This window comes from Sphingomonas agri (genome assembly GCF_038148795.1).
Lineage (GTDB): Bacteria > Pseudomonadota > Alphaproteobacteria > Sphingomonadales > Sphingomonadaceae > Sphingomicrobium > Sphingomicrobium agri.
The window spans coordinates 55,436-74,446 of record NZ_JBAPEU010000003.1 but is presented as its reverse complement, the minus strand read 5'-3'; the positions used below and the strand labels follow the sequence as shown (position 1 = coordinate 74,446).

Sequence of the window (19,011 nt, the reverse complement as noted above, 5' to 3'; positions counted from 1 at the left end):
CAATTTAACGCTGTTCATTAAGAAACTTCCGGCTCAAAACGGCCATTGACGCGTTCGGGCGTTAACAATGGTTATGCTGAGCAAGATCGGTCGCCTCTTTCAGATCAAGACGCGCTTCGAGGCGTGGCTGGTGATCTATGCCATCGCGCTGGGAGCCGTGGAACGCGGCCGGCACTATCTTGAAACCTATCCAGGATGGGGTGGCTGGGTGCTGGCGGTCGCGTGCACCGGGGTCGTCTTCCTTGCCGGCGGCAAGCTGCTGGACTCGGTGAGATCCCCTGTTCCGGCGCCTGCTGCCATTCCGAAGCGCCGGCAGACACGGCATTTCGCGCGCAATCGCGGGACCCCGGTGGCGGACCGGCGCGGGTCGCAATCGCGAATGTCCCGCGGCAAGTACTGATCCCGCCCGGGATCGCTGCGGCCCGGCGCTCAATACAAAAAAGATGCGCGCGAACCCAAAGGGTCCGCGCGCTTAGATCAGGCCTCGGCGCCTTTAAAGACTAGGCTGCGAGGTCGGTATAGTTGGGCCGCGTTCCGCTCCAGAAGACAGGCGCCGGCGCAGGGCCATGGGTGAGCGCTTCCATCAGCGGGAGGGCAGTCGTGCAGAACGCACATTCGGCCGAGACACGGCCAACGATCCAGTGTGTGCGGCCGCATCCGGGACAGTGATTGACCTCGCCCGCGCGATAAACGGCGTGATAGCCCCGCGAGCTGGGGTTGAACGCTGGGCGGTGTGACTCAATCGAACTCAGCATGGTGCTTTCCTTCGAAACCATTTGAGCGGACCAACGAGCGGCGAATCGTTAGGTTTCATCGATGATCTGTGATTGACCCATTGGTGTCACTCTGGCGACACGCCCCTGTTTCATCGTGGGACAAAGCGCGGGGAATCGTTTCGCCTCTGCGACAATCCGCGCGAAAGGCTGTGGATATTTACCGTCTCTTAGCCATTGGCAGGTGATGGTCGGCTTGTCTCGGAGCGGAGGGACAAGTGGAATCGAACGAACGTTACTACCGCCGGCGCGCAGTGGAGGAGCGCATGGCAGCCCAGCGAGCGGTGACCGAAACGGCCCGTGCCTGGCACAGCAAACTTGCCGAGGATTTCGCCGCAAGGGCGAGTCCCGCGACCGTCGCTATCTGCGAGGCGTCCGCCTTCAACGGCTGATCAAATCCTGCCTTACATTAGTCGCGGCTGAGACGACCGCGCTGGACCGTCAGCATTTTCATCCAGGACAGGGACGCCAAAAAGGCTTCACTTCCTTGGGTCATTTGCTGGGGGTCTTCACGCAACGCATCCTTCGCGTCGCGTCCCACCAATCGGGTGCTCTCCAAGCGGAGCAAGGATAGATTCCGCCAAGCTATTGAAATAACTAATGAAAATGGCGCGCCCGAAAGGATTCGAACCTCTGACCCCCAGATTCGTAGTCTGGTGCTCTATCCAGCTGAGCTACGGGCGCGCTGTGCGGCGCCTTTGAGGCGCTTCGCGGAGGCCGCGACATAGGGGCGTCGGCGCGGGCGCGCAAGCCTTAGCATTTGCCTGCTCGCGAGCGCGCACCTAGAGCTTGGCTTCGATGCGAAGCGGCGCCTGCCTGACCCTCCTGCTGGTAACGGCCTGCTCGGCTCCGGGCGGCCCCTACCCCTCGCTTCAGCCGCGCGCGGCTGAAGCCATCGATCCGCGCGTTCCTGTCGTTCGCCCGATGAACGGGCGGCCGGCTTCCGCCGATCTAGAGGCTCGGCTTGCTGCACTCCTCGATCAAGCCCGCATGGGCGATGCCAGGTTCATCAGCGCCGTATCGCAGGCCGAGCGGCTAGCGGCGTCCGCCGGAGCGCCGCACAGTGAAAGCTGGATCGCCGCGCAGGAAGCGCTCACTGCGGCCATTGCAGCCCGAAAGGATACCGCGACTGCCCTTGGTGACATTGACGAAATCGGAGCAATCGCCCTTCAAACGCGGCAAGGCATTGCACCCAATGACCTGTCTGCAATTGAGCGCGCTGCAGCCCAAGTCGGCTCGCTCGACCGAGCTCAAGCCGGGCGGATCGACGCGGTCCAGAAGCGGCTCGGGATCTAGAAGAGCGCTGAAGCGCGCGCCGGCGGCCAGCCCGCTGCCTCGACTGCGAAGACAACCTGCGGGTTGACGTCGCTATCAGGTGCAAAGCGCCGGTCAATGAAGTCGAGCTCTTCGCGGCGCGTCATTCCGAGCCGCTTCATCAGGCCCTGGCTCGGCGCATTTTTCGCTGCGGTAACAGCCACTACCCGCGGGGCATTGAAGCGGTCGAAGGCAAGATCAAGGGAGGCAATGGCCGCTTCCTTGGCGTAGCCTTGTCCCCACGCCTCCTCACGCAGGCGCCAGCCGATCTCGACCTCACCGGCAATCGCGTCGGCACCAGGCGCATTGGCACGTTTCAGTCCGCAGAACCCCAGTATCTCCTCGTCCGCCCTTCGGTCGACGATCCAGAAGGTGAATCCCAGATCGCGCTCATATTGGCGCAGCCTTTCGTAGCCCTTGTGCCACTCCTCAGGTGTCTGGAGGCCGCCCAGCCAGCGCATCACCGGGGGGTTGTTCATGATCTCGTAGAAGCGTGTCTCGTCCGCATCGTCCCAGGTTCTAAGGCGGAGACGATTGGTTTGCGCAACGATCCTAGCCATTGATGAGGCGAGCGGCGTCCACGGCGTGGTAGGTGAGGATGCCCGCCGCACCGGCGCGCTTGAATGCAAGAAGAGTCTCGAGAATGAGCGCCTGGCGGTCGCCTGCGCCCGCGGCCGCTGCATGCTCGATCATCGCATATTCGCCGCTCACCTGGTATGCGAAGGTCGGAACCCCGAATGCATCCTTCACTCGGGCAATGACATCGAGATAGGGAAGCCCCGGCTTCACCATCACGAAATCCGCTCCTTCGGAAAGATCGAGTTCGACCTCGCGCAGGGCCTCCTCGATATTGGCCGGATCCATCTGGTAACCCCGCTTGTCGCCCTTCAGCCGGCCAAGCGAGCCGACGGCTTCCCGGAAGGGGCCATAGAAGGCCGAGGCGTATTTGGCCGCATAGGCCATGATTGCGACATTCTGATGCCCCTCGCGCTCGAGCGCTTCGCGGATGGCCGCAACGCGTCCATCCATCATGTCGGAGGGAGCAACGATATCGGCGCCTGCCGCGGCCTGGACGAGCGCCTGCTCGACAAGGATCCCCACCGTGTCGTCGTTGATGACGTTGCCGAGCTCGTCCACCAGCCCGTCGTGGCCATGAGCCGTATAAGGGTCGAGCGCGACATCGGTGAGGACGCCGATCGAGGGTGCCGCATCCTTGATCGCTCGAACCGCACGGCAGATGAGATTCTCCTGGTTGAGAGCCTCCTCCGCCCGCTCGGTGCGCAGATGTTCAGGAGTGTTCGGGAACAGCGCGATGCACGGAATGCCCAGATCCGCGGCCTCCTTCGCTCTCGCACCAATGCGATCGACACTCCAGCGGCTGACGCCCGGCAGGGAAGCAATCGGCTCCTCGCAATCGCGGCCCTCGCAAATGAACAGGGGCCAGATGAGATCGCTCGGATGAAGCCGGTTCTCGGCGAGCATTGCGCGCATCCACGGACTCGAGCGGCCGCGGCGCATGCGAAGGTAAGGAAAGGAAGCGGACATTGCGAAGGCGCTTAGCCTCCGCTCATCCGTTCGTCACCCTGCCGGGTTGAGACGGCCGCCGGGTTCAGCCTCCGCGAGAGCCTCTTCGATGGCCTCTTGCTCGTCCATCGGCGCCCGCCCGATTTCCATTCGGGCCTTCCTCCATCCGCCGTGTAGGTAGAAGGCGATCGCCATGGCGATGTTTGCAAGCGAGCTTACCGGGAAGCTCAGCCAGAGGGCATCAGCCTTCAGCCATGGATAGGCCCCCAGCGCGAACCCGAGCCGGACCGGCACCAGCCCGATCGCAAGGATGATCAAGGGGCCGATCACTGCTCCGTTGGCCCGGACCGTCCCGAAAATGACCATCGTCGTCCCCATCAGGAGAAAGCTCCAGGTCGCAAGCAGCTGGATATGCCTGGCAATCGGAAGGGCCGGACTACTGTTGCCCAGGAACAGCGCAAGAGCGGGCTTGTCCGCGATCGCCAGCAACAGGACGAGGACGCCGGTAATGAGCAGCGCCTGGACAACCCCCGAGAGCGTGATCGAGCTGACGCGGTCCCACCGACCGGCTCCGATATTCTGCGCGGTCATCGCGCTTACCGCGGCGCCAAGCGCCATCGCCGGCATCTGGAGATAGGTCCAAAGCTGCATTGCAACGCCGAATGCCGCCGTGGTGTCGACACCCTCACGGTTGACGAGACCGATGAGCGCCAGCGCGGATGCCGAGATGACGATCATCTGGAGGCCCATTGGGATGCCCTTGATGACGATCGTCCTCAGGATGGCTCTGTCGGGGATCAGATAGGCAAGCTCGCGCCCTCTCAGCCTCAGGGGAAGATCGCGCACGTACATGAAGCCAATAAGACCAATGAGCGCGGCATAATTGGCGATGACCGTCGCTGTCGCCGAACCTGCGATACCGAGCCGCGGCGCCGGGCCAAGGCCAAGAATGAAGACGGGGTTGAGGCCGCTGTCGAGAATGACCGCGACGAGCATCGCCAGAAGCGGCGTCATCGCGTCGCCCGCTCCCCGCATTCCCATCATCAGGAGCACGAGGATGAGGATGCCCGGCATGGCGATGAAGATCACCCGCAAATAGGCAAGCGCGAGGGGCGCTGCGTCCGCCGGCGTCGCCAGGAGCCTGAGGAGCGCCGGCGAGAAGATCCAGCCGAGCACGGCGATAAGGAGCGCGACGAACACGAACGAGCCGATCGCCGTCCCCATGACGCGGCGCGCGCCATCGATGTCATGGCGGCCAAATGCCTGCCCGATCAGCACTGTCGAGGCCATCCCGAACCCGAACACGAACGCCATCAAGAGGAACATGATCATGTTCGAGTTGGACGTTGCAGCAAGCGCGCTTTCGCCGAGGAAACGGCCGATCCAGATCGCGTTGACGGTGCCGTTCAGCGACTGAAGGATCGAGGAAACGAGCGTCGGAAGCGCGAAGGCAAGAAGCGTCTTGCCGATGCTGCCGGTCGTAAGGTCGCGGCCCCCGTGCGGTCTACTCGCCATTTCACTGCCCCCTCGCTGCCCCCCCAGGGCCTTAGGGGCTACCCTAGCCGCTCGAGCGCTGCCCGCAAACGCTCGCCCTCGGCCCTCTTCGCTTCATGGTCAGTGCGGGCTTTCTCCACGGCTTCTGGCTTTGCACGTTCGGTGAAGCTTGGATTGGCGAGGCGCTGGCCGAGGCTGTCGCGCTCTTTTTCAGCGGCTGCGGCGGCCTTGTCGAGCCGGGCCTTTTCAGCCTCGACATCGATCACCCCTTCGAGCGGAAGCGCGAACGTCGCTTCATCGACCACGACTTGTGCAGCACCGCTGCCTGAGAAGCGCGACAGCTCGATCGATTCGAGGCGGGCAAGCCGCGAGATCACGGCGTGGTTCCGGTCCAGCCTCTCGGCAGTCTCGTCGGATGCATCGGCAGCAAACAGATGAAGCTTGGCCGAAGGGGGGATGTTGAGCTCGGTCCGGGCGGAGCGGAGCTCGCTCACGAGCCGGACGAGCCAGTCGAGCTCCGCCTTCGCATCAGGATCAACCTGGGCATGCGGCTCGGGCCATTTGGCGATGATGAGCTCGTAGGGCCGGTCGCCCATGGCATGCCAGAGCTCTTCGGTGATGAAGGGCATGAGCGGGTGCAGCATCACCAGGATCTGGTCGAAGGCCCAGGCTGCAACCTGTCTCGTCTCCTCGCCGAACGAGCCCTTGATGAGCTCGACATACCAGTCGCAAAAAGTGCCCCAGACGAAATGGTAGATGGCATCGGCCATTTCGTCGTAGCGAAGCTCGTCAAAAGCACGGTCCAGTCTGGCGAGCGTCTCGATCACCTCGCCGATGATCCAGCGGTTGACCGCAAGCTCGGCTGGTGGTGCGGCGATGCCAGCGCTTGCGCCGACGCCGTTCATCTGGAGGAAGCGGGCCGCGTTCCACAGCTTGGTGGCGAAGTTTCGATAGCCCTCCACGCGCTTCTCATCGAGCTTGATGTCGCGGCCCTGGCTTTCCATTGCCGCGAGCGTGAAGCGGAGCGCGTCGGCGCCGTACTGATCGATAAGGCCCAGGGGATCGACGGTGTTGCCCTTCGACTTGGACATCTTCTGTCCCTGGGCGTCGCGGACGAGACCGTGAAGGTAGAGCGTCTTCCAGGGAACCTCCCCCATGAACTCGATGCCCTGCATCGCCATCCGCGCATCCCAGAAGAAGAGGATGTCGAAGCCCGATATGAGCACGTCATTGGGATAGTGGCGCGCAAGATCGTCGGTTTGTTCGGGCCATCCGAGCGTTGCGAAGGGCCACAGGGCAGAGGAGAACCAGGTGTCGAGGACGTCGGCGTCCTGCCTCAGGGGCTGGTCGCCCGCTTCCTGTCGCGCCTCTTCTTCCGTCTCGGCCACGAAGAAGCGCCCGTCTTCGGCATACCATGCTGGAATTCGATGACCCCACCAGAGCTGCCGCGAAACGCACCAGGGCTGGATATTCTCGAGCCAGTTGAACCAGGTCTTGGACCAGCTCTCGGGCACAATCCTGATCTTGCCGCTGCGAACCGCCTGAAGTGCCGGCATCGCAAGCTTGGCCGCATCGACATACCATTGGTCGGTTAGCCAGGGTTCGATGGCGGCGCCCGAGCGGTCGCCGAACGGCGTCGGGATGACGCGGTCCTCGACCCTCACGAGGGCACCTTCGTCCTCGAGTTTCGCGACGACGGCCTTGCGTGCCTCCTCGCGGGTGAGGCCAAGGAGGTCGGCCGGGATCAAGCCATCCTGCGTCTGCACGACGTGGGCGCTCTGATCGAACATGTTGAGCATGTCCGATGGCCTGATGCCCGCCCGCTTACCGACCTCGTAATCGTTGAAGTCGTGGCCAGGCGTGATCTTCACCGCGCCCGAGCCGAGCTCCGGATCGGCGTGCTCGTCGGCAATGATTGGGATGAGGCGGCCGGTGACCGGGTGCTTGAGCTTCTTTCCGATGAGCGGCCGGTAGCGATCATCCATCGGATGGACCGCGACTGCCATGTCGGCGAGCATCGTCTCTGGGCGCGTCGTTGCGACCTGAATGGCGCCACTGCCGTCCGCGAGCGGATAGCTCAGATGCCAGAACTTGCCCTGGACGTCGCGTGTCTCGACTTCGAGGTCGCTGATGGCGGTTTGGAATTTCGGGTCCCAGTTGACGAGACGCTTGTCGCGATAGGCAAGACCGCGCTTGTAGAGCTCGACGAAGACATGCGTGACGGCGCGGGAGAAACCTTCGTCCATGGTGAAGCGCTCGTGGGCCCAGTCGCAGCTTGCGCCGAGACGGCGAAGCTGCCTTGTGATCGAGCCGCCCGATTGCGCTTTCCATTCCCAGACGTGGGCGAGGAAGGCTTCGCGGCCAATCTCGGCGCGCTTGATCCCCTGGCTCTCGAGATTTCGCTCGACGACCATCTGCGTCGCGATGCCCGCATGGTCCGTCCCCACCACCCAAAGCGCGTCCTTGCCGCGCATCCGCTCGCGCCGCGTGAGGACATCCTGGAGCGTGTTGTCGAGCGCGTGACCGATATGCAGCGAGCCCGTGACGTTGGGCGGCGGCATCACGATCGTCCACGGTTTCGCATCGGGGCGATCCGGCCGGAACAGGCCGCTGCTCTCCCAGTGCGCGTACCAGCGATCCTCGATCGCCCGGGGTTCGAAGGTCTTGGGTAGTTCGCTCATCGCCGCATGCGGTTAGCGATGCGGCGGTGCAGCATCAACCTCGCTCGGGACGTCCGGGCGCGGGCGTCACCGGTATGGCGGCGGGGATCGGCTGCCCCTGTCCAAGCCAGCGGCCCATCCAGGAAAAGACCTCGCCATACCATTGGACCGAATTCTTGGGCTTCAGGACCCAGTGGTTCTCGTCCGGATAAATCAGGAGCCGCGAGGGGATGTTGCGCCGCTGAAGCGCAGTGAAGGCCGCGATGCCCTGCGTATAGGGGATCCGGAAATCCTTCTCGCTCGTGATCACGAGCTGCGGCGTCTTCCAGTTCTGGACGAAGTTGACCGGGTTCCAGCGTTCGAACTCCTGCGGCGCCTCATAATAAGGATGGCCGCCATGCTCCCATTCGTCGAACCACAGTTCCTCAGTCTCATAAGCCATTGCGCGGGCATCGAAGACCCCGTCGTGCTGAACGATGCAGCGGAACCGGTCGGGCCACCGTCCCTCGATCCAGTTCATCATGTAACCGCCATAGGAGCCGCCAAGCGCACAGGCATTGTCGGCCTCCAGCTGGGGATCGTTGGCCGTTGCGTACGCAAGACCTTTCTGCAGGTCCTCGAGCGGCCAGCCGCCCCAGTTGCGGTTGATCGCGTCAGTGAAGGCCTGGCCGTAGCCGGTACTTCCGTGGAAATCGACGCTGACTGCCGCGTAACCGGGCGCCGTGAACAGCCGCGGGTTCCAGCGGAACGACCAGCTGTTGGAAAAGCTGCCCTGGGGACCGCCGTGGACCAGGAAAGCGATTGGCAGCTTCGCGGCTGTATTGGCGGGTTTCAGCGTCCAGCCCCAGACGCGGTCGTTGTTCGCGCCGGTGAAGCTGAATTTCTTGAAGCTGACCGGGTCCAGCTGCGCCAGGAGCGCGCGGTTGAGCTGCGTCAGCTGGCTCGCCCGTCCGCCGGGCTCGAGACGATAAAGATCGTCGGGCGCAAGAACGCTGTTCATCGTTGCAACGAGCCCGCCTCCGGGCAGGGCATGGACATTGCCGTAGCTGCCCTCGCCCGTCAGGCGTGTGACCGTGCCGCTTGCGGCATCGATCCGGAAGACCGGTTCATCGAGCGTGTCGCCCGCGGTGACGAACAGGCTGCGCCCATCCCTTGCCCACTCGATCGAACCCACAGACCGGTCCCATGCCTGCGTAAGCGGCCGCGTGCGACCGGTCGCGAGGTCGCGAAGCATGAGGACGAGCCGATCGGACTCGTACCCCGGCCGCGCCATTGCAGCGTAGGCAAGCGTCCTCCCGTCGGGCGAAACGGCGGGAAGCGTATCGGTTGCATCGTTGGCGTCGGTGAGATTGACGGGCGGCGCTGAGCCGTCGCTCGGCGCTGCAAAGATGTCGAGGTTGGTCGACAGGGATTCGATCCGTCCTGCCTCGCGAAGAGCGAAATAGATGGTTCGGCCGTCGGGCGAGAATGCGATCTCTTCGGCGCCCCCCATGGGCTTGCTCGGTGTATCGCCAACGAGGCTTCCCTCGATCGGCACCCCGGCTCCGGCAAGCTTCCCGGCGGCCACCGGGAAGGTGAAAAGCCGCGAGCGGACGCCGGGCTCGGCCCAGGTGTCCCAGTGGCGGATGAAGAGCTGGTCATAGGTGCGGCCCGAGCCGATCCGCTGTTTCTCGGGAAGCCCCGTGCAATCAAGGCTCGTGCAGCGAAGGTCGCGATCCGCCCAGACGGCGACGCGGTCGCCCGACGGAGCAAGGCGGAAGCCTCCGACGTCGCCCGCGAAGTTGCTCACCTGGAGCGCCGCCCCTCCCGGGGACTTTTTGAACAGCTGGTCGTGGTCACCGACGGCCATCAGGAACCACAGCGAGCCGTCGGGCCCGAACGCCGGGTCGTGGCCCTTCTCGGCGCCCTGGACGAGTACGGGCTGCGCACCTGCCCTGGTGAGATCGAGAAGGTAAAGACTGTTCACCCTCTTGTTCTTCGCCCAGTCGGTGTCGGAAATCGTGAATGCCGCATAACGGCCGTCGCGCGAGACGTCGGGCCCGCCCAGCCGGTGCATCGACTGGAGGTCGACGGCCGTCATCGGGCGGGCGTTGGCCGAGGAAGCGGCGAGCACTGCTGCCGCGGCGATCAAAAGGTTGGGCTGGATCATGCCGCAGGCGTAGCAAACCAGCGGCGGCTGGCAAGAACTAGAGTGGGCGACCCGTGATCCGCGAGATTTCGCGCTTCACATGCTCGTCGACCATCTGCGGGAGATGCTCGTCGAGCCATTGCTTCAGCATCGGCCGGAGCATTTCGCGGATGATCTCTTCAAGCGGGTTGCCAGCCGGCGTGGGCGGCACCGTCGCAGCGACGGTCTGCAGCTGTTCGAGCGCCTGCCGGCTCTTGCCTGCCGCATGTTCGTCGATGAGCGGCGGACCAAGGTCCATCGGGGGCGCAAGCGGCTGGTCAAGCTCCAGCACGTCCTCGTCGGGCGTGTCCTCCGGAAGCGGCTCATCCTCGCCGGAGTCCGAGGGATGAACAGTGGTACGAAGCTCCTTCTCCTCGGCGATCACTTTCTTGATCGACGCGAGGATGTCTTCCATCGATGGTTCGCGACCGGCGGACTGCATAAGCCCGGTGTATATTTAATGTGGGCGCGGAGTCACGCTCGGCGTGGAGGTCGTCGTCGTGGTCGTGGTCGTCGTCGTGCTCGCCGGGATGGCGATGACCGGCGGCGAAGCATCGATCCGCGCGTTGTCTATCTGCGGCGTCACGATCGGGTTGGGTGGCAGTTCTTCGGGGCTTACCGTGCGCGTTGCAATGGTCGGATGACGCGGATCGTTGGCCCAGTCGCTCCAGTTGTTCGCGACGTGCCGGTAATTGCCGAGCGGATCATAGAGCGGTCCGCCATCGAGGCCGAGCGCCTGCGCCTGCGCCTGGCCCATTGCGTTCAAGAGCTGGAAACCCGCGACATAAGCGTCGCGCTTGGCGCTCACGAGCGCGACCTGTGCGTTCAACAGTTCCTGCTCGGCGTTCAGGACTTCGATGATGGTGCGCGTGCCGACGCTCTGCTCGGCGCGGTTGCCCTCGAGCGCAAGCTCGTCGGCCTGGACCGCGACAGTCTCAGCCTGGATCGCCCTCTGGGCAGCCGTATAGGAAGCAAATGCCGCGCGCGTCGCCTGGATGACGGCCCGCTCGGTCCCGACCACCTGCTCGAGGACCTGTCCTTGCTGCGCCTGGGCCTGACGGATCCGCGCGGCAGGCAAGCCGCCCTGGAATATCGGAACTCGTGCACTGAGGCCCACCGCGGTCGCGTTGCCCCTGTTTCCGAATGCGTTGTTGCCGGCGAGGTTGTTTACGTAGGTTTCGCTTCCAACCGCCGAGAGCGTCGGGAGGCGGCTCGCCCGGGCTACGTTGACGTCATAGCCGGCAGCGATTGCCTGGCGGCTGACCGAGACGAGGTCGGGATTGTCGGTGAGCGCGATGCGAACTGCCTCGTCCGCCGTCGCCGGAAGCGGCGGCAGCGGCGGCGGCGGGGCAAGGACGCCGGGCGCGTGCCCGACGATCTGCCTGTAGGTCGCCTCGCTGCCCGTCAGCTGGCCCTGCGCGGTCGCGAGCTGCGAGCGCCCGAGCTGCAGGCGGGCTTCCGACTGGGCAACGTCGGTGCGGGTGAGATCACCGATCTGGAACCGGTCCTGTGTCGCCTGGAGATTTGTCTCGAGGACCCTGACGTTGTTCTGGTTGAGCTCGACGATCGCCCGGTCGCGGATGACGTCCATGTAGGCTGTGACGGCCTGCGTGAACACGTCGCCTTCGACGGCCTGGAGCGTTGCCCGCCCCGCCTGGACGCGGGTTTCAGCGGCCCGAACGGAGTTCTTCACAGACCCGCCCGTGAACAGGGGGACGCTGAGGTCAACTCCTGCGGAAACAGTGGGACCCTTGCCGCCGTTGATGAGGAGTCCGGACTGCGTCAGGGTCCGGTTGAGGCCGACGGTGGCGCTGACCTGGGGGCGTCCCGCGGCCTTGGCGATCGCGACCGTCGCGTCGGTCGCGCGCAAGGTCTCGCGCTGCCCAGTCAGCGTCGGGTTGCTGTTATACGCCGAGACAAGCGCTTCACGCAGCGTGTCGGCCGAGGCCGTGCCGGCCATCAGCGCAGCAACGAGCGATCCGGAAATGAGCTTTCGAAACACCCGTTCCCCCTAGAAAATAAAAGCTTTCCGGCGGCTGAAGCCCGGCAAGGCCGGAACTCCCGCATCGCCGATTGACAAGATTCCGAATGCGGCGCCCACCTTGCGCCCGACAACGAGCCGGGTGATGCCGCGGTCAACCAATGCCGCGCCGAGGCGTCCGCCGTCAGCCAGCTGGTCGATGATCGGATCGGGAAGAAATTCGACGGCACCGTCGATCAGGATGAGATCGTAGGGCGCGCCGGCAGCATGACCGTCTTCGAGCGGTGCCTCGATGACCTCGACGCCTTGCTCACGCGCAGCCCCTGCAAGTTCCGGGCTGCTTTCGATCGCAACCACCTCAAGGCCCATGTCGCGAAGAACCGCGGCCGAGTAACCCGTACCCGCGCCAACCACCAGCGCGCGCTGGCCGGGCTCTGGCTGCATCTCAGTCAGGAGCTGGCCAAGGACGGCCGGGGCGACAAGGAAACGGCCGGCGCCGATTGCCACTGCACGATCGACGTAGGCGAGCGGACGCGTGTGGCTCGGCAGGAAATTCTCGCGGCGAACCCGGCCCATGACATCGAGCACGGCGGGATCCGTGACGCCCGAGGGCCGAAGCTGGTTTTCGACCATCGCTTCGCGGGCTGCGGAAAAGTCGGGGATAGGTCTTTGCACCGTCATCGCTGTTATATGCCAGTAATACACCTGTTGTTCAAGCCGTCCATATCCGCCGACACCGTTCGCGCCAACCGTCATTCATCGAACGACCAATCGACGAACCGGGGTTGACCCCGGGCGTCGCTCCGCGCCAAAGCGCGTGCCACTCTCCCGGCCCGATGGCGGAGTGGTTACGCAGAGGACTGCAAATCCTTGCACGCCGGTTCGATTCCGGCTCGGGCCTCCACTTTCCCTCAGTTCCTGTCGCGTTCCATCTTCGCTGACTCCGAGCATCGGCCAAATTGGTCCAGAAATGCGCGACTTGTCGATCATCATGCGTTGAGGAGAGGGACTCCAAATTCCGCAGAGTCTGACTCAACTCGCTCGATATTCCGCTTTGAATGACTCTGGGAAGATACGCGCAACGTCCCTCCTCTCCCACAAATTGACGCGACAAAGCTTGGCAGATTTCGCTCCCCCCGCTCGCATCGTGTTGCAAAAAACGCGGCAGCCGCCCGAATACCTATCAGCAACTTCCGCGGGGAAAACATAGCGTGATTGAAAGTCCAATAATGACCATAGTGACAGCCCCCCGCCTAGTCTCTTAACCATTCCGAGTGCAGCCGCCTTTGATAGGACCGGATAGCTTACCCGCATAAGCGGGCTTGCCTCAGAGAGTTGGACGCTTCTGTCGACGTTCGGTCGGACATCCAGGTCAGCAATTAGCCGACGAAGCTGCAAAGCGTCGACGTGGACGGCCTTGGCAAGCGGCTCCCCGACATCAACCCGAAAAGCGAGCAACTTCCCGGAAAGCATCTGCTCGATCACGCCGATCCAAACGGAAGGATTTAGTTGATGCCGTAGACCTCGCTCCAACGAAATAGTTTCCACGTTTCTATTCGATATCGAAACGCGCAGAACACCTTTCAAAAGTTCATCGATAGAGTCTCGACTGATCAATTCCTGGGTGCCGGCAAGGACTAAGACGTCATTGCCTTTGACCGGAGACAGTAAACCTCGATCCCGGAGATACGGTATGACGTGCACCGGAACTCCAAGGCATTCTGCGGCCTGCCCATATTCGAGCGAGGTCGCGCGTAACTTGATCATGTTCTGAATCAACTCGCGATCGAAGAGCCGAACGGAGCTTTTTGGCTGGGCATATGCCGCGACGCGCTTACCGCGGTGTTTGAGTCGACGCATCGTCGACCAACTTACTCCTAGCAATTTGATTGCCTCCGACGTCGTCATCGCATCTGCTAATGCGCTGCGCTTCTCAAGACGGACGCCCGCCCGGTTGAAGTTGCTGAGACGCGAGTCCACCAGAGGGATCGTCGCCCGAAGCAAATTTCGCAACTTTGTAGGACGTGCTGCAGGGTTCAGGTGACGGGCGAGCGGACCTAGTGACGCAAAATTTTCGCCTCCTTTCCCGAAATTAGCCGAGAGAATTGTTTCGACAACGGAGACTAGCGGTGCAGGCCAACCTTGCACCATTCGCCATCCCAGAAAAATGCCGTTAGGGCCGAGCGCCGTGAAGTCGCCCGACGCAGTCTGTTTGCCTAAGGGATGATTGTGCGCGCTTAATGGATTCGCAGCTATCACTCCGAGATCCACGACAGCTGCAAAGACTTCTCCAGCCTTCCAGCTATCGAAAGGCTGGGGAAGCTGAATAAGTTCCGCGTCTCTCACTGCGGATGTGCGGTGAAGTAAGTTGCCTATCTGAACAGCTTCTGCCGCAAGCGCCGGGTCAAGCTTTACGGAGTCCGTGTCCAGTGTGGCTCGGCAACTCTCGCAACGAGCCAAACCATGTGTTCGCACCCAACCCAAAGTTTTCTTACATGATGGACAGCAATGACACAGTAGATCAAGAGATAGAGGACAGTAATGCAGTGGTTTGATCATCCATAATGAACGGCCATATGCGCCGTCCAAGAGTCCGGACGGAGAATATCGACGACCCTTCACTTCAATGAACCGCCGCTCGAGTGGGGTACCGAACCAGTCTACTATTGGGGAGTCGAGCTCCTCGATACGAGGATGCATACGTCGTTCGATGGCTGACTTGTCGAGACCTAGTAAGGACGCGATGTTTCCACTGGCGCTTCGCTGGGTAAAAGCCGTGAATGCGGGATTCTTAGCTGCGACGTCCGCGAATTGAAGCAGCTTGCCCAGGGAAGTCATCTCATTAACGACCGCTGCTCGCCCGATCAGGGAAATCAGACTTTCGTCCTCAAACGGTGTTATCGAAGCGCAAAGGGGCCGTATCATGCGGCCAACTTCTTGCGCTTTATCGGCGCGCACCCCTCTCGGAACGGATTCCTGATGTAAAGTCGATTACGAACTGCTCGGTCCGCGGCAACCGTGAAATCATTACGAGAAACATTCAGTCGGCTCTCGCCGGCCGCAACATGGACAGCCTCCTTCACCAGGTTACACGCGGCGCCCAAGACGCCTTGCGACACCTCCAGAATGCAAGCCGGACCGTCGCCGTTAAGGATCGTTCTAATATGCTCCGCTGCACCCACCTGCTCGGTTTTGATCAGATAGTCTGTCAAGAAATTGAAAAAGAGATCGATGTCGCTCTTGGACATCGGATCTAAAGGGCTCAGGTCCAGATGCGCCTCCGCCCGGTGCGCAAGCTGCGTGTTGGCGTCAAATGGTCGCCGAGCTTCGTCCAGCCCCGCTACGACAATCGGGCAGCTTCCAGTAATCAACAGGTGCTTGACCGTTTCGCTTACCGATACGACAACTTTTCGATTGTCACTGTGCACGAGGTGATGAAACTCATCCAGAAATAGGATCTGAACGCGCCTTGCTGCGAGATAGCTGATGGCCCTCCGCAACATTTGAATCTCAGTGCCGGTCTCAACGAGCGCATTACAGCCAAAGGCTTCGAATGCCTCCAGAATGTCCTGAGCGAATTGCCTTCGAGTGATGTTGGCACGAAGCGTTACCTTCAAGGCCGGAATGTCTCCGCTCATCAAAGCATCGGGCGTGTTCAATGCGCCGACGTAACTGTCGATGATTGTAGTCTTACCAGTCTGGGCTGGCGCGATCAGGCTGGCGCATCGCTTTGGCTCCCCGGGCCGGTGTCCGCTCAATTCAACCAGGAAATCGAACGTTGCATGGGCGGCTCGCGCCCGCGGATTATCGATCACAATGCTGTCCATCAGCGCCCGCCGTTTAGCCGGTGACGGTATGGCTGCTTGGACGGTCACGTCAGTCGAGCCAACGACCGCTCGATCGCCGCCTCGCGATCGCGATCGGCGAAGGGATCATAGTAGACCAGCTCCTCGATCTGCTCATTCTGGTCCGATTTGGCCGATGATTTCGATTTGCGAGACCTTACTGGGGCCTTCTCGGGTCGATCGCCGCCCGACCTGCTACTGACGGCGTCAATCTTGATTGACGTCCGAGCCGGCTCACTGACGTCGTCATTCAGCATTCGAGCGCGACGGCGACGCTCCTTTATCGGCATGCGATCGTATGCGTCCTGGATGCTTTTTAATAGCGATGCTTTCTTGAGAATGAGTTCTTCTTCGTCGACTAAGGTTTGCGCCGCCCTACGAACTTGTCGCTGCAGCTCTTCGTGTACGCGCTCGCTGAGTCCTTGAGCATATTTCTCATTCGTGCAGGGCAATGTGACGTAGTCGTTGCGAGCCTCATTCCAAACGAAAATGCGGGACAGGTCCTCAGGGTGATATTTGATCTTAACCCTGGCCGAGCCTTGACGCACATCTGCGGCTTGCAAGGGGAGCAAGTCCGCTAAGAGTCCGTCGACGGCTGCCGATCGATAAGTGAGATTCAGGAACTTAACGCCTTCATGATTTAGCGTGCGGTTCCGGACGAGCTTAGCCATTGCGTGTTCGACAGCGGCAAGATCATGCGCAAGCTCAATGCCATGCTTCGAGGCACTCTCACGCCAAAGTCGAAGCGGACTGTCGTTTATGCCGGTGTGGAAATCCTGCGGGTAGATGTCGACCAAATAGCGGAGGAGCAATTCATTCAGCTCGTGAAGTGTGAGCCCCGCATCTGACTGTGGGTCGATTCGACGCTGAGCGAGAGCGTACGGGTGATCTACAACTGCGCCAGGCAGCTTATGCGCAAGCTGATCATCTAGGCGGCCGAAAAATCGCTCGAGAATGCCCTTGTATTCCGGCCGTCTCACTGGCGCCCATTCAATCGAGATACCATTATCGGCACACGCGTCCACGAATGACGAACCAGTGTTCTCCCATGCATTATCGGCTAGAATCGTTCTTGGAACGCCGAAGGCTTCCCATTCGCCGTCGACTGTCGGGAAGCGCCGCTTGAGATGGGGCATACCTCGCATGGCTGCACGAACACAGGCCATGGCGGATAGGACACTAGGGTCTTCAAACGAGAGCGAATAGCCAAGCACCATTCGCGACTTCACGTCGATCAACACGGCCAACCAAGGTCGTCCGATCGTGAACTTGCGGGTTTCGTCACAGATGTGCACGTCCATGCGCTTGTGATCGATGATCGCCACGTCCAGGATCCGCTTTGCGCCGAGCGAATTCCGGACGCTCTTGAACAAGCGGTCCGCGACATGGCGACCTTGCCGCGTTGTAATGTTATCGTAAGTCCGCTCCTCGCGAAGCCACCGCCAAAGCGTTGTCCGACCTGGCACCCTCAGAAGAGGTAGATCGTCTCTCTTACGTCGGTTATTTTCGGCGAAGACCGCTGCACGAACCTCGATCTGCACATCCCGAAAGGTAACTTTGTAGTTGGACCAATATTTGATCGAGGCCGCTTCGTACGCACCCCGCACAAACTCGTGGACAGCCTGGCGCCCCCGCTTGAGCCGCAGCCGATTACCCATCTGCCTCGGCCGTCGGTCACCGTTCTGCCCGCGTTCGCGCAACCAGCGGCGAAGCGTGTGTGGGCTGGGCGGATCGATTGGGTCCGGCTGCTTAGACTGATTCGCCTGGATAAAGCTCTGCAACTTAGCTGTGGACTTCGGCACCGGAGCATCGTCGAATGTCTGCGTCCAGAATAGTCGCCACCGTCGAGCAATTTGCTTGGTAGGGCTCTCATCGTCACCGACGACATCTCCGGGCTTTTTCGGTGAACGATGGAGAAGGACTCTCCCTTCGGAATAAGCCAACAGAAACTCACCGAGAGTAAAATTGTGTGCGCGCCGGTTTCGAGCGTCGAGAAATTGCAGGTCATCCGTTCCGTCAGAACGGGCCGTGACCGGCGGGACGAAACCATCGAACCGCAAGTGTTGTCCATCGAGCGTGACAAGCTCACCTGCCTCAAGGCTTGGCCAGCCCTTCATTCGCATGGCCGATCAACCAGTGAGACCGTCGCATCTCCGCGTAAACCCTGAGCCAGATCGATGGCAACGATCCTGCGAACCATCATCGCGAATAAGACAGGTCGAGGATTAGGCCGCTCAAGACCTTCGAGAACGTCGCGTAGAGACAGCCGCCCGTTCCGGAGCAGCGTGCGTATGAGCTTAACATCCGCGACGGTGACTACCGAGCGCCGATAAGCTTGGATTTCTTCGATAGCGGAGAAGTCAGGCTCGACGTTGATCTGAGACCGCTCACGCACTTCGAATGCCCGTCCGAGCGCGGCGTAGATATGCGCCGCCTGATCCAGCTTGTCGGTGTATTCGGCGTCCTGGCAGGGATCGAACCGATCCTTGATCTCGACCACACGCGTGCTTCCATCGAACATCAAATCGAGACGGTCTGGAGTGTACCGGTGCCTCTTCCCAACGTATTCCCATTGCAAGGTTTCGGGCTGAACTGCGTACGACACTATCGCCGGATCAACCTCGGCGCGGTAAAGGTCATGAAGTTCCAGGCGCGACTCCCACGGAATCGTGCTCCCCATCTTGATGCTCGCATATCGGCCGACGGCGCGATGACGACGCCCATTCGTCAATCGAATATGTCGGCCATCTGACCGACGCGCGATCCTGACGCCCTGAAATCGGGAGTCTGGAACTACCAACGATAGAGTGATGACTGAGTCAGTCATTGCCGGACTCATCAGCGGCACGGATCGTGCGCGAAGTCCAGGTAGTCCCGAATGCTGCTTGGCCTCGGCGACAACCGTGAAGCTTACGCAGCTTCGCCCAGGCGGCAATATTGTTCGACACAACGAAAACTCCCCAAAGAGCGAAGGCCGCCGCGGTGAAGATACCGCGACAACTCACGCCAAGTGGTTCGTCTCCGAGCGCCTCATTCCCTTAAATCTCGAGACGTGTCAACAGGAAGTGTTACGATTAAATCAACGACAGAGGCAGATTGTCGCGCTATCTCCATTTCGAGATGCATTCGTTGATCAATGTGCATTAGTTATTTTAAATAACATACGTCGGCCGTCGTAAGCGAACTCCAAGTGATTACTGAATGTTTATTGGTCTACGTAAGAGACAACGATGGGGGTACTTTACGTCGTTCA

16 protein-coding genes and 2 tRNA genes are annotated in these 19,011 nt (G+C 61.4%); 4 read left to right on the top strand and 14 right to left on the bottom strand.

The genetic code is table 11. From position 1 onward, the window contains the following. The first annotated feature begins 73 nt into the window (after positions 1-73). Entirely contained in the window at positions 74-400 is a 327-nt protein-coding gene (locus V8192_RS14670; protein WP_373276358.1) for a hypothetical protein, read from the top strand. A 100-nt stretch (positions 401-500) separates the two neighbouring features. Here the strand turns inward: V8192_RS14670 and V8192_RS12380 are convergent, their stop codons facing one another. Then, positions 501-755, bottom strand: coding sequence for a hypothetical protein (locus V8192_RS12380; protein WP_341633412.1), 255 nt, complete (start codon positions 753-755; stop codon positions 501-503). 236 nt (positions 756-991) lie between these two features. On the opposite strand from V8192_RS12380, the gene V8192_RS12375 reads away from it, so the two are divergent. Continuing rightward, entirely contained in the window at positions 992-1,165 is a 174-nt protein-coding gene (locus tag V8192_RS12375) for a hypothetical protein (protein WP_341633411.1), read from the top strand. A gap of 215 nt (positions 1,166-1,380) precedes the next feature. On the opposite strand, the gene V8192_RS12370 is transcribed toward V8192_RS12375, so the two are convergent. Beyond that, positions 1,381-1,457, bottom strand: a tRNA-Arg gene (locus V8192_RS12370). A 105-nt stretch (positions 1,458-1,562) separates the two neighbouring features. Between V8192_RS12370 and V8192_RS12365 the strand changes: the two genes are divergently transcribed. Beyond that, a complete protein-coding gene (locus V8192_RS12365) occupies positions 1,563-2,069 on the top strand; it encodes a hypothetical protein (protein ID WP_341633410.1) in 507 nt (168 codons plus the stop codon). Here V8192_RS12365 and V8192_RS12360 read toward each other — a convergent pair. Genes V8192_RS12360 through V8192_RS12325 form a run of 8 tightly spaced genes read right to left on the bottom strand, consistent with a single transcriptional unit; the run spans position 2,066 to position 12,594 of the window. Continuing rightward, positions 2,066-2,647 (bottom strand): GNAT family N-acetyltransferase, encoded by a 582-nt coding sequence (locus tag V8192_RS12360; RefSeq protein ID WP_341633409.1) that lies wholly within the window; start codon positions 2,645-2,647, stop codon positions 2,066-2,068. The genes V8192_RS12365 and V8192_RS12360 overlap by 4 nt on opposite strands. Then, positions 2,640-3,632: a porphobilinogen synthase gene (hemB, locus tag V8192_RS12355; RefSeq protein WP_341633408.1), complete on the bottom strand. Its 993-nt coding sequence runs from the start codon at positions 3,630-3,632 to the stop codon at positions 2,640-2,642. The genes V8192_RS12360 and hemB overlap by 8 nt, the downstream gene beginning before the upstream one ends. Positions 3,633-3,665: 33 nt before the next feature. Beyond that, entirely contained in the window at positions 3,666-5,126 is a 1,461-nt protein-coding gene (locus V8192_RS12350) for an MATE family efflux transporter (protein ID WP_341633407.1), read from the bottom strand. Between the two features lie 38 nt (positions 5,127-5,164). Then, positions 5,165-7,786, bottom strand: a complete 2,622-nt coding sequence (locus V8192_RS12345) for a valine--tRNA ligase (RefSeq protein WP_341633406.1) — start codon at positions 7,784-7,786, stop codon at positions 5,165-5,167. A 34-nt stretch (positions 7,787-7,820) separates the two neighbouring features. After that, complete coding sequence (locus tag V8192_RS12340) at positions 7,821-9,914, bottom strand: prolyl oligopeptidase family serine peptidase (RefSeq protein ID WP_341633405.1); 2,094 nt, start codon at positions 9,912-9,914, stop codon at positions 7,821-7,823. Positions 9,915-9,951: 37 nt separating this feature from the next. Further along, entirely contained in the window at positions 9,952-10,347 is a 396-nt protein-coding gene (locus tag V8192_RS12335) for a DUF2497 domain-containing protein (RefSeq protein WP_341633404.1), read from the bottom strand. A gap of 42 nt (positions 10,348-10,389) precedes the next feature. Continuing rightward, positions 10,390-11,934 carry a TolC family outer membrane protein gene (locus V8192_RS12330; RefSeq protein WP_341633403.1) on the bottom strand — a complete coding sequence of 515 codons (1,545 nt, stop codon included), beginning with the start codon at positions 11,932-11,934 and terminating at the stop codon, positions 10,390-10,392. 9 nt (positions 11,935-11,943) lie between these two features. Next, entirely contained in the window at positions 11,944-12,594 is a 651-nt protein-coding gene (locus V8192_RS12325) for a protein-L-isoaspartate O-methyltransferase family protein (RefSeq protein ID WP_341633402.1), read from the bottom strand. A 149-nt stretch (positions 12,595-12,743) separates the two neighbouring features. On the opposite strand from V8192_RS12325, the gene V8192_RS12320 reads away from it, so the two are divergent. Then, positions 12,744-12,817: transfer RNA gene (locus V8192_RS12320), tRNA-Cys, on the top strand. A gap of 128 nt (positions 12,818-12,945) precedes the next feature. On the opposite strand, the gene V8192_RS12315 is transcribed toward V8192_RS12320, so the two are convergent. The 4 genes from V8192_RS12315 to V8192_RS12300 form a co-directional block, all read right to left on the bottom strand. Further along, positions 12,946-14,751: a hypothetical protein gene (locus V8192_RS12315; RefSeq protein ID WP_341633401.1), complete on the bottom strand. Its 1,806-nt coding sequence runs from the start codon at positions 14,749-14,751 to the stop codon at positions 12,946-12,948. An 83-nt stretch (positions 14,752-14,834) separates the two neighbouring features. After that, a complete protein-coding gene (locus tag V8192_RS12310; RefSeq protein WP_341633400.1) occupies positions 14,835-15,740 on the bottom strand; it encodes a TniB family NTP-binding protein in 906 nt (301 codons plus the stop codon). A 44-nt stretch (positions 15,741-15,784) separates the two neighbouring features. Beyond that, a complete protein-coding gene (locus V8192_RS12305) occupies positions 15,785-17,875 on the bottom strand; it encodes a TnsB C-terminal domain-containing protein (RefSeq protein ID WP_341633399.1) in 2,091 nt (696 codons plus the stop codon). Continuing rightward, entirely contained in the window at positions 17,872-18,585 is a 714-nt protein-coding gene (locus tag V8192_RS12300) for a hypothetical protein (RefSeq protein WP_341633398.1), read from the bottom strand. The genes V8192_RS12305 and V8192_RS12300 overlap by 4 nt, the downstream gene beginning before the upstream one ends. Positions 18,586-19,011 lie beyond the last annotated feature (426 nt).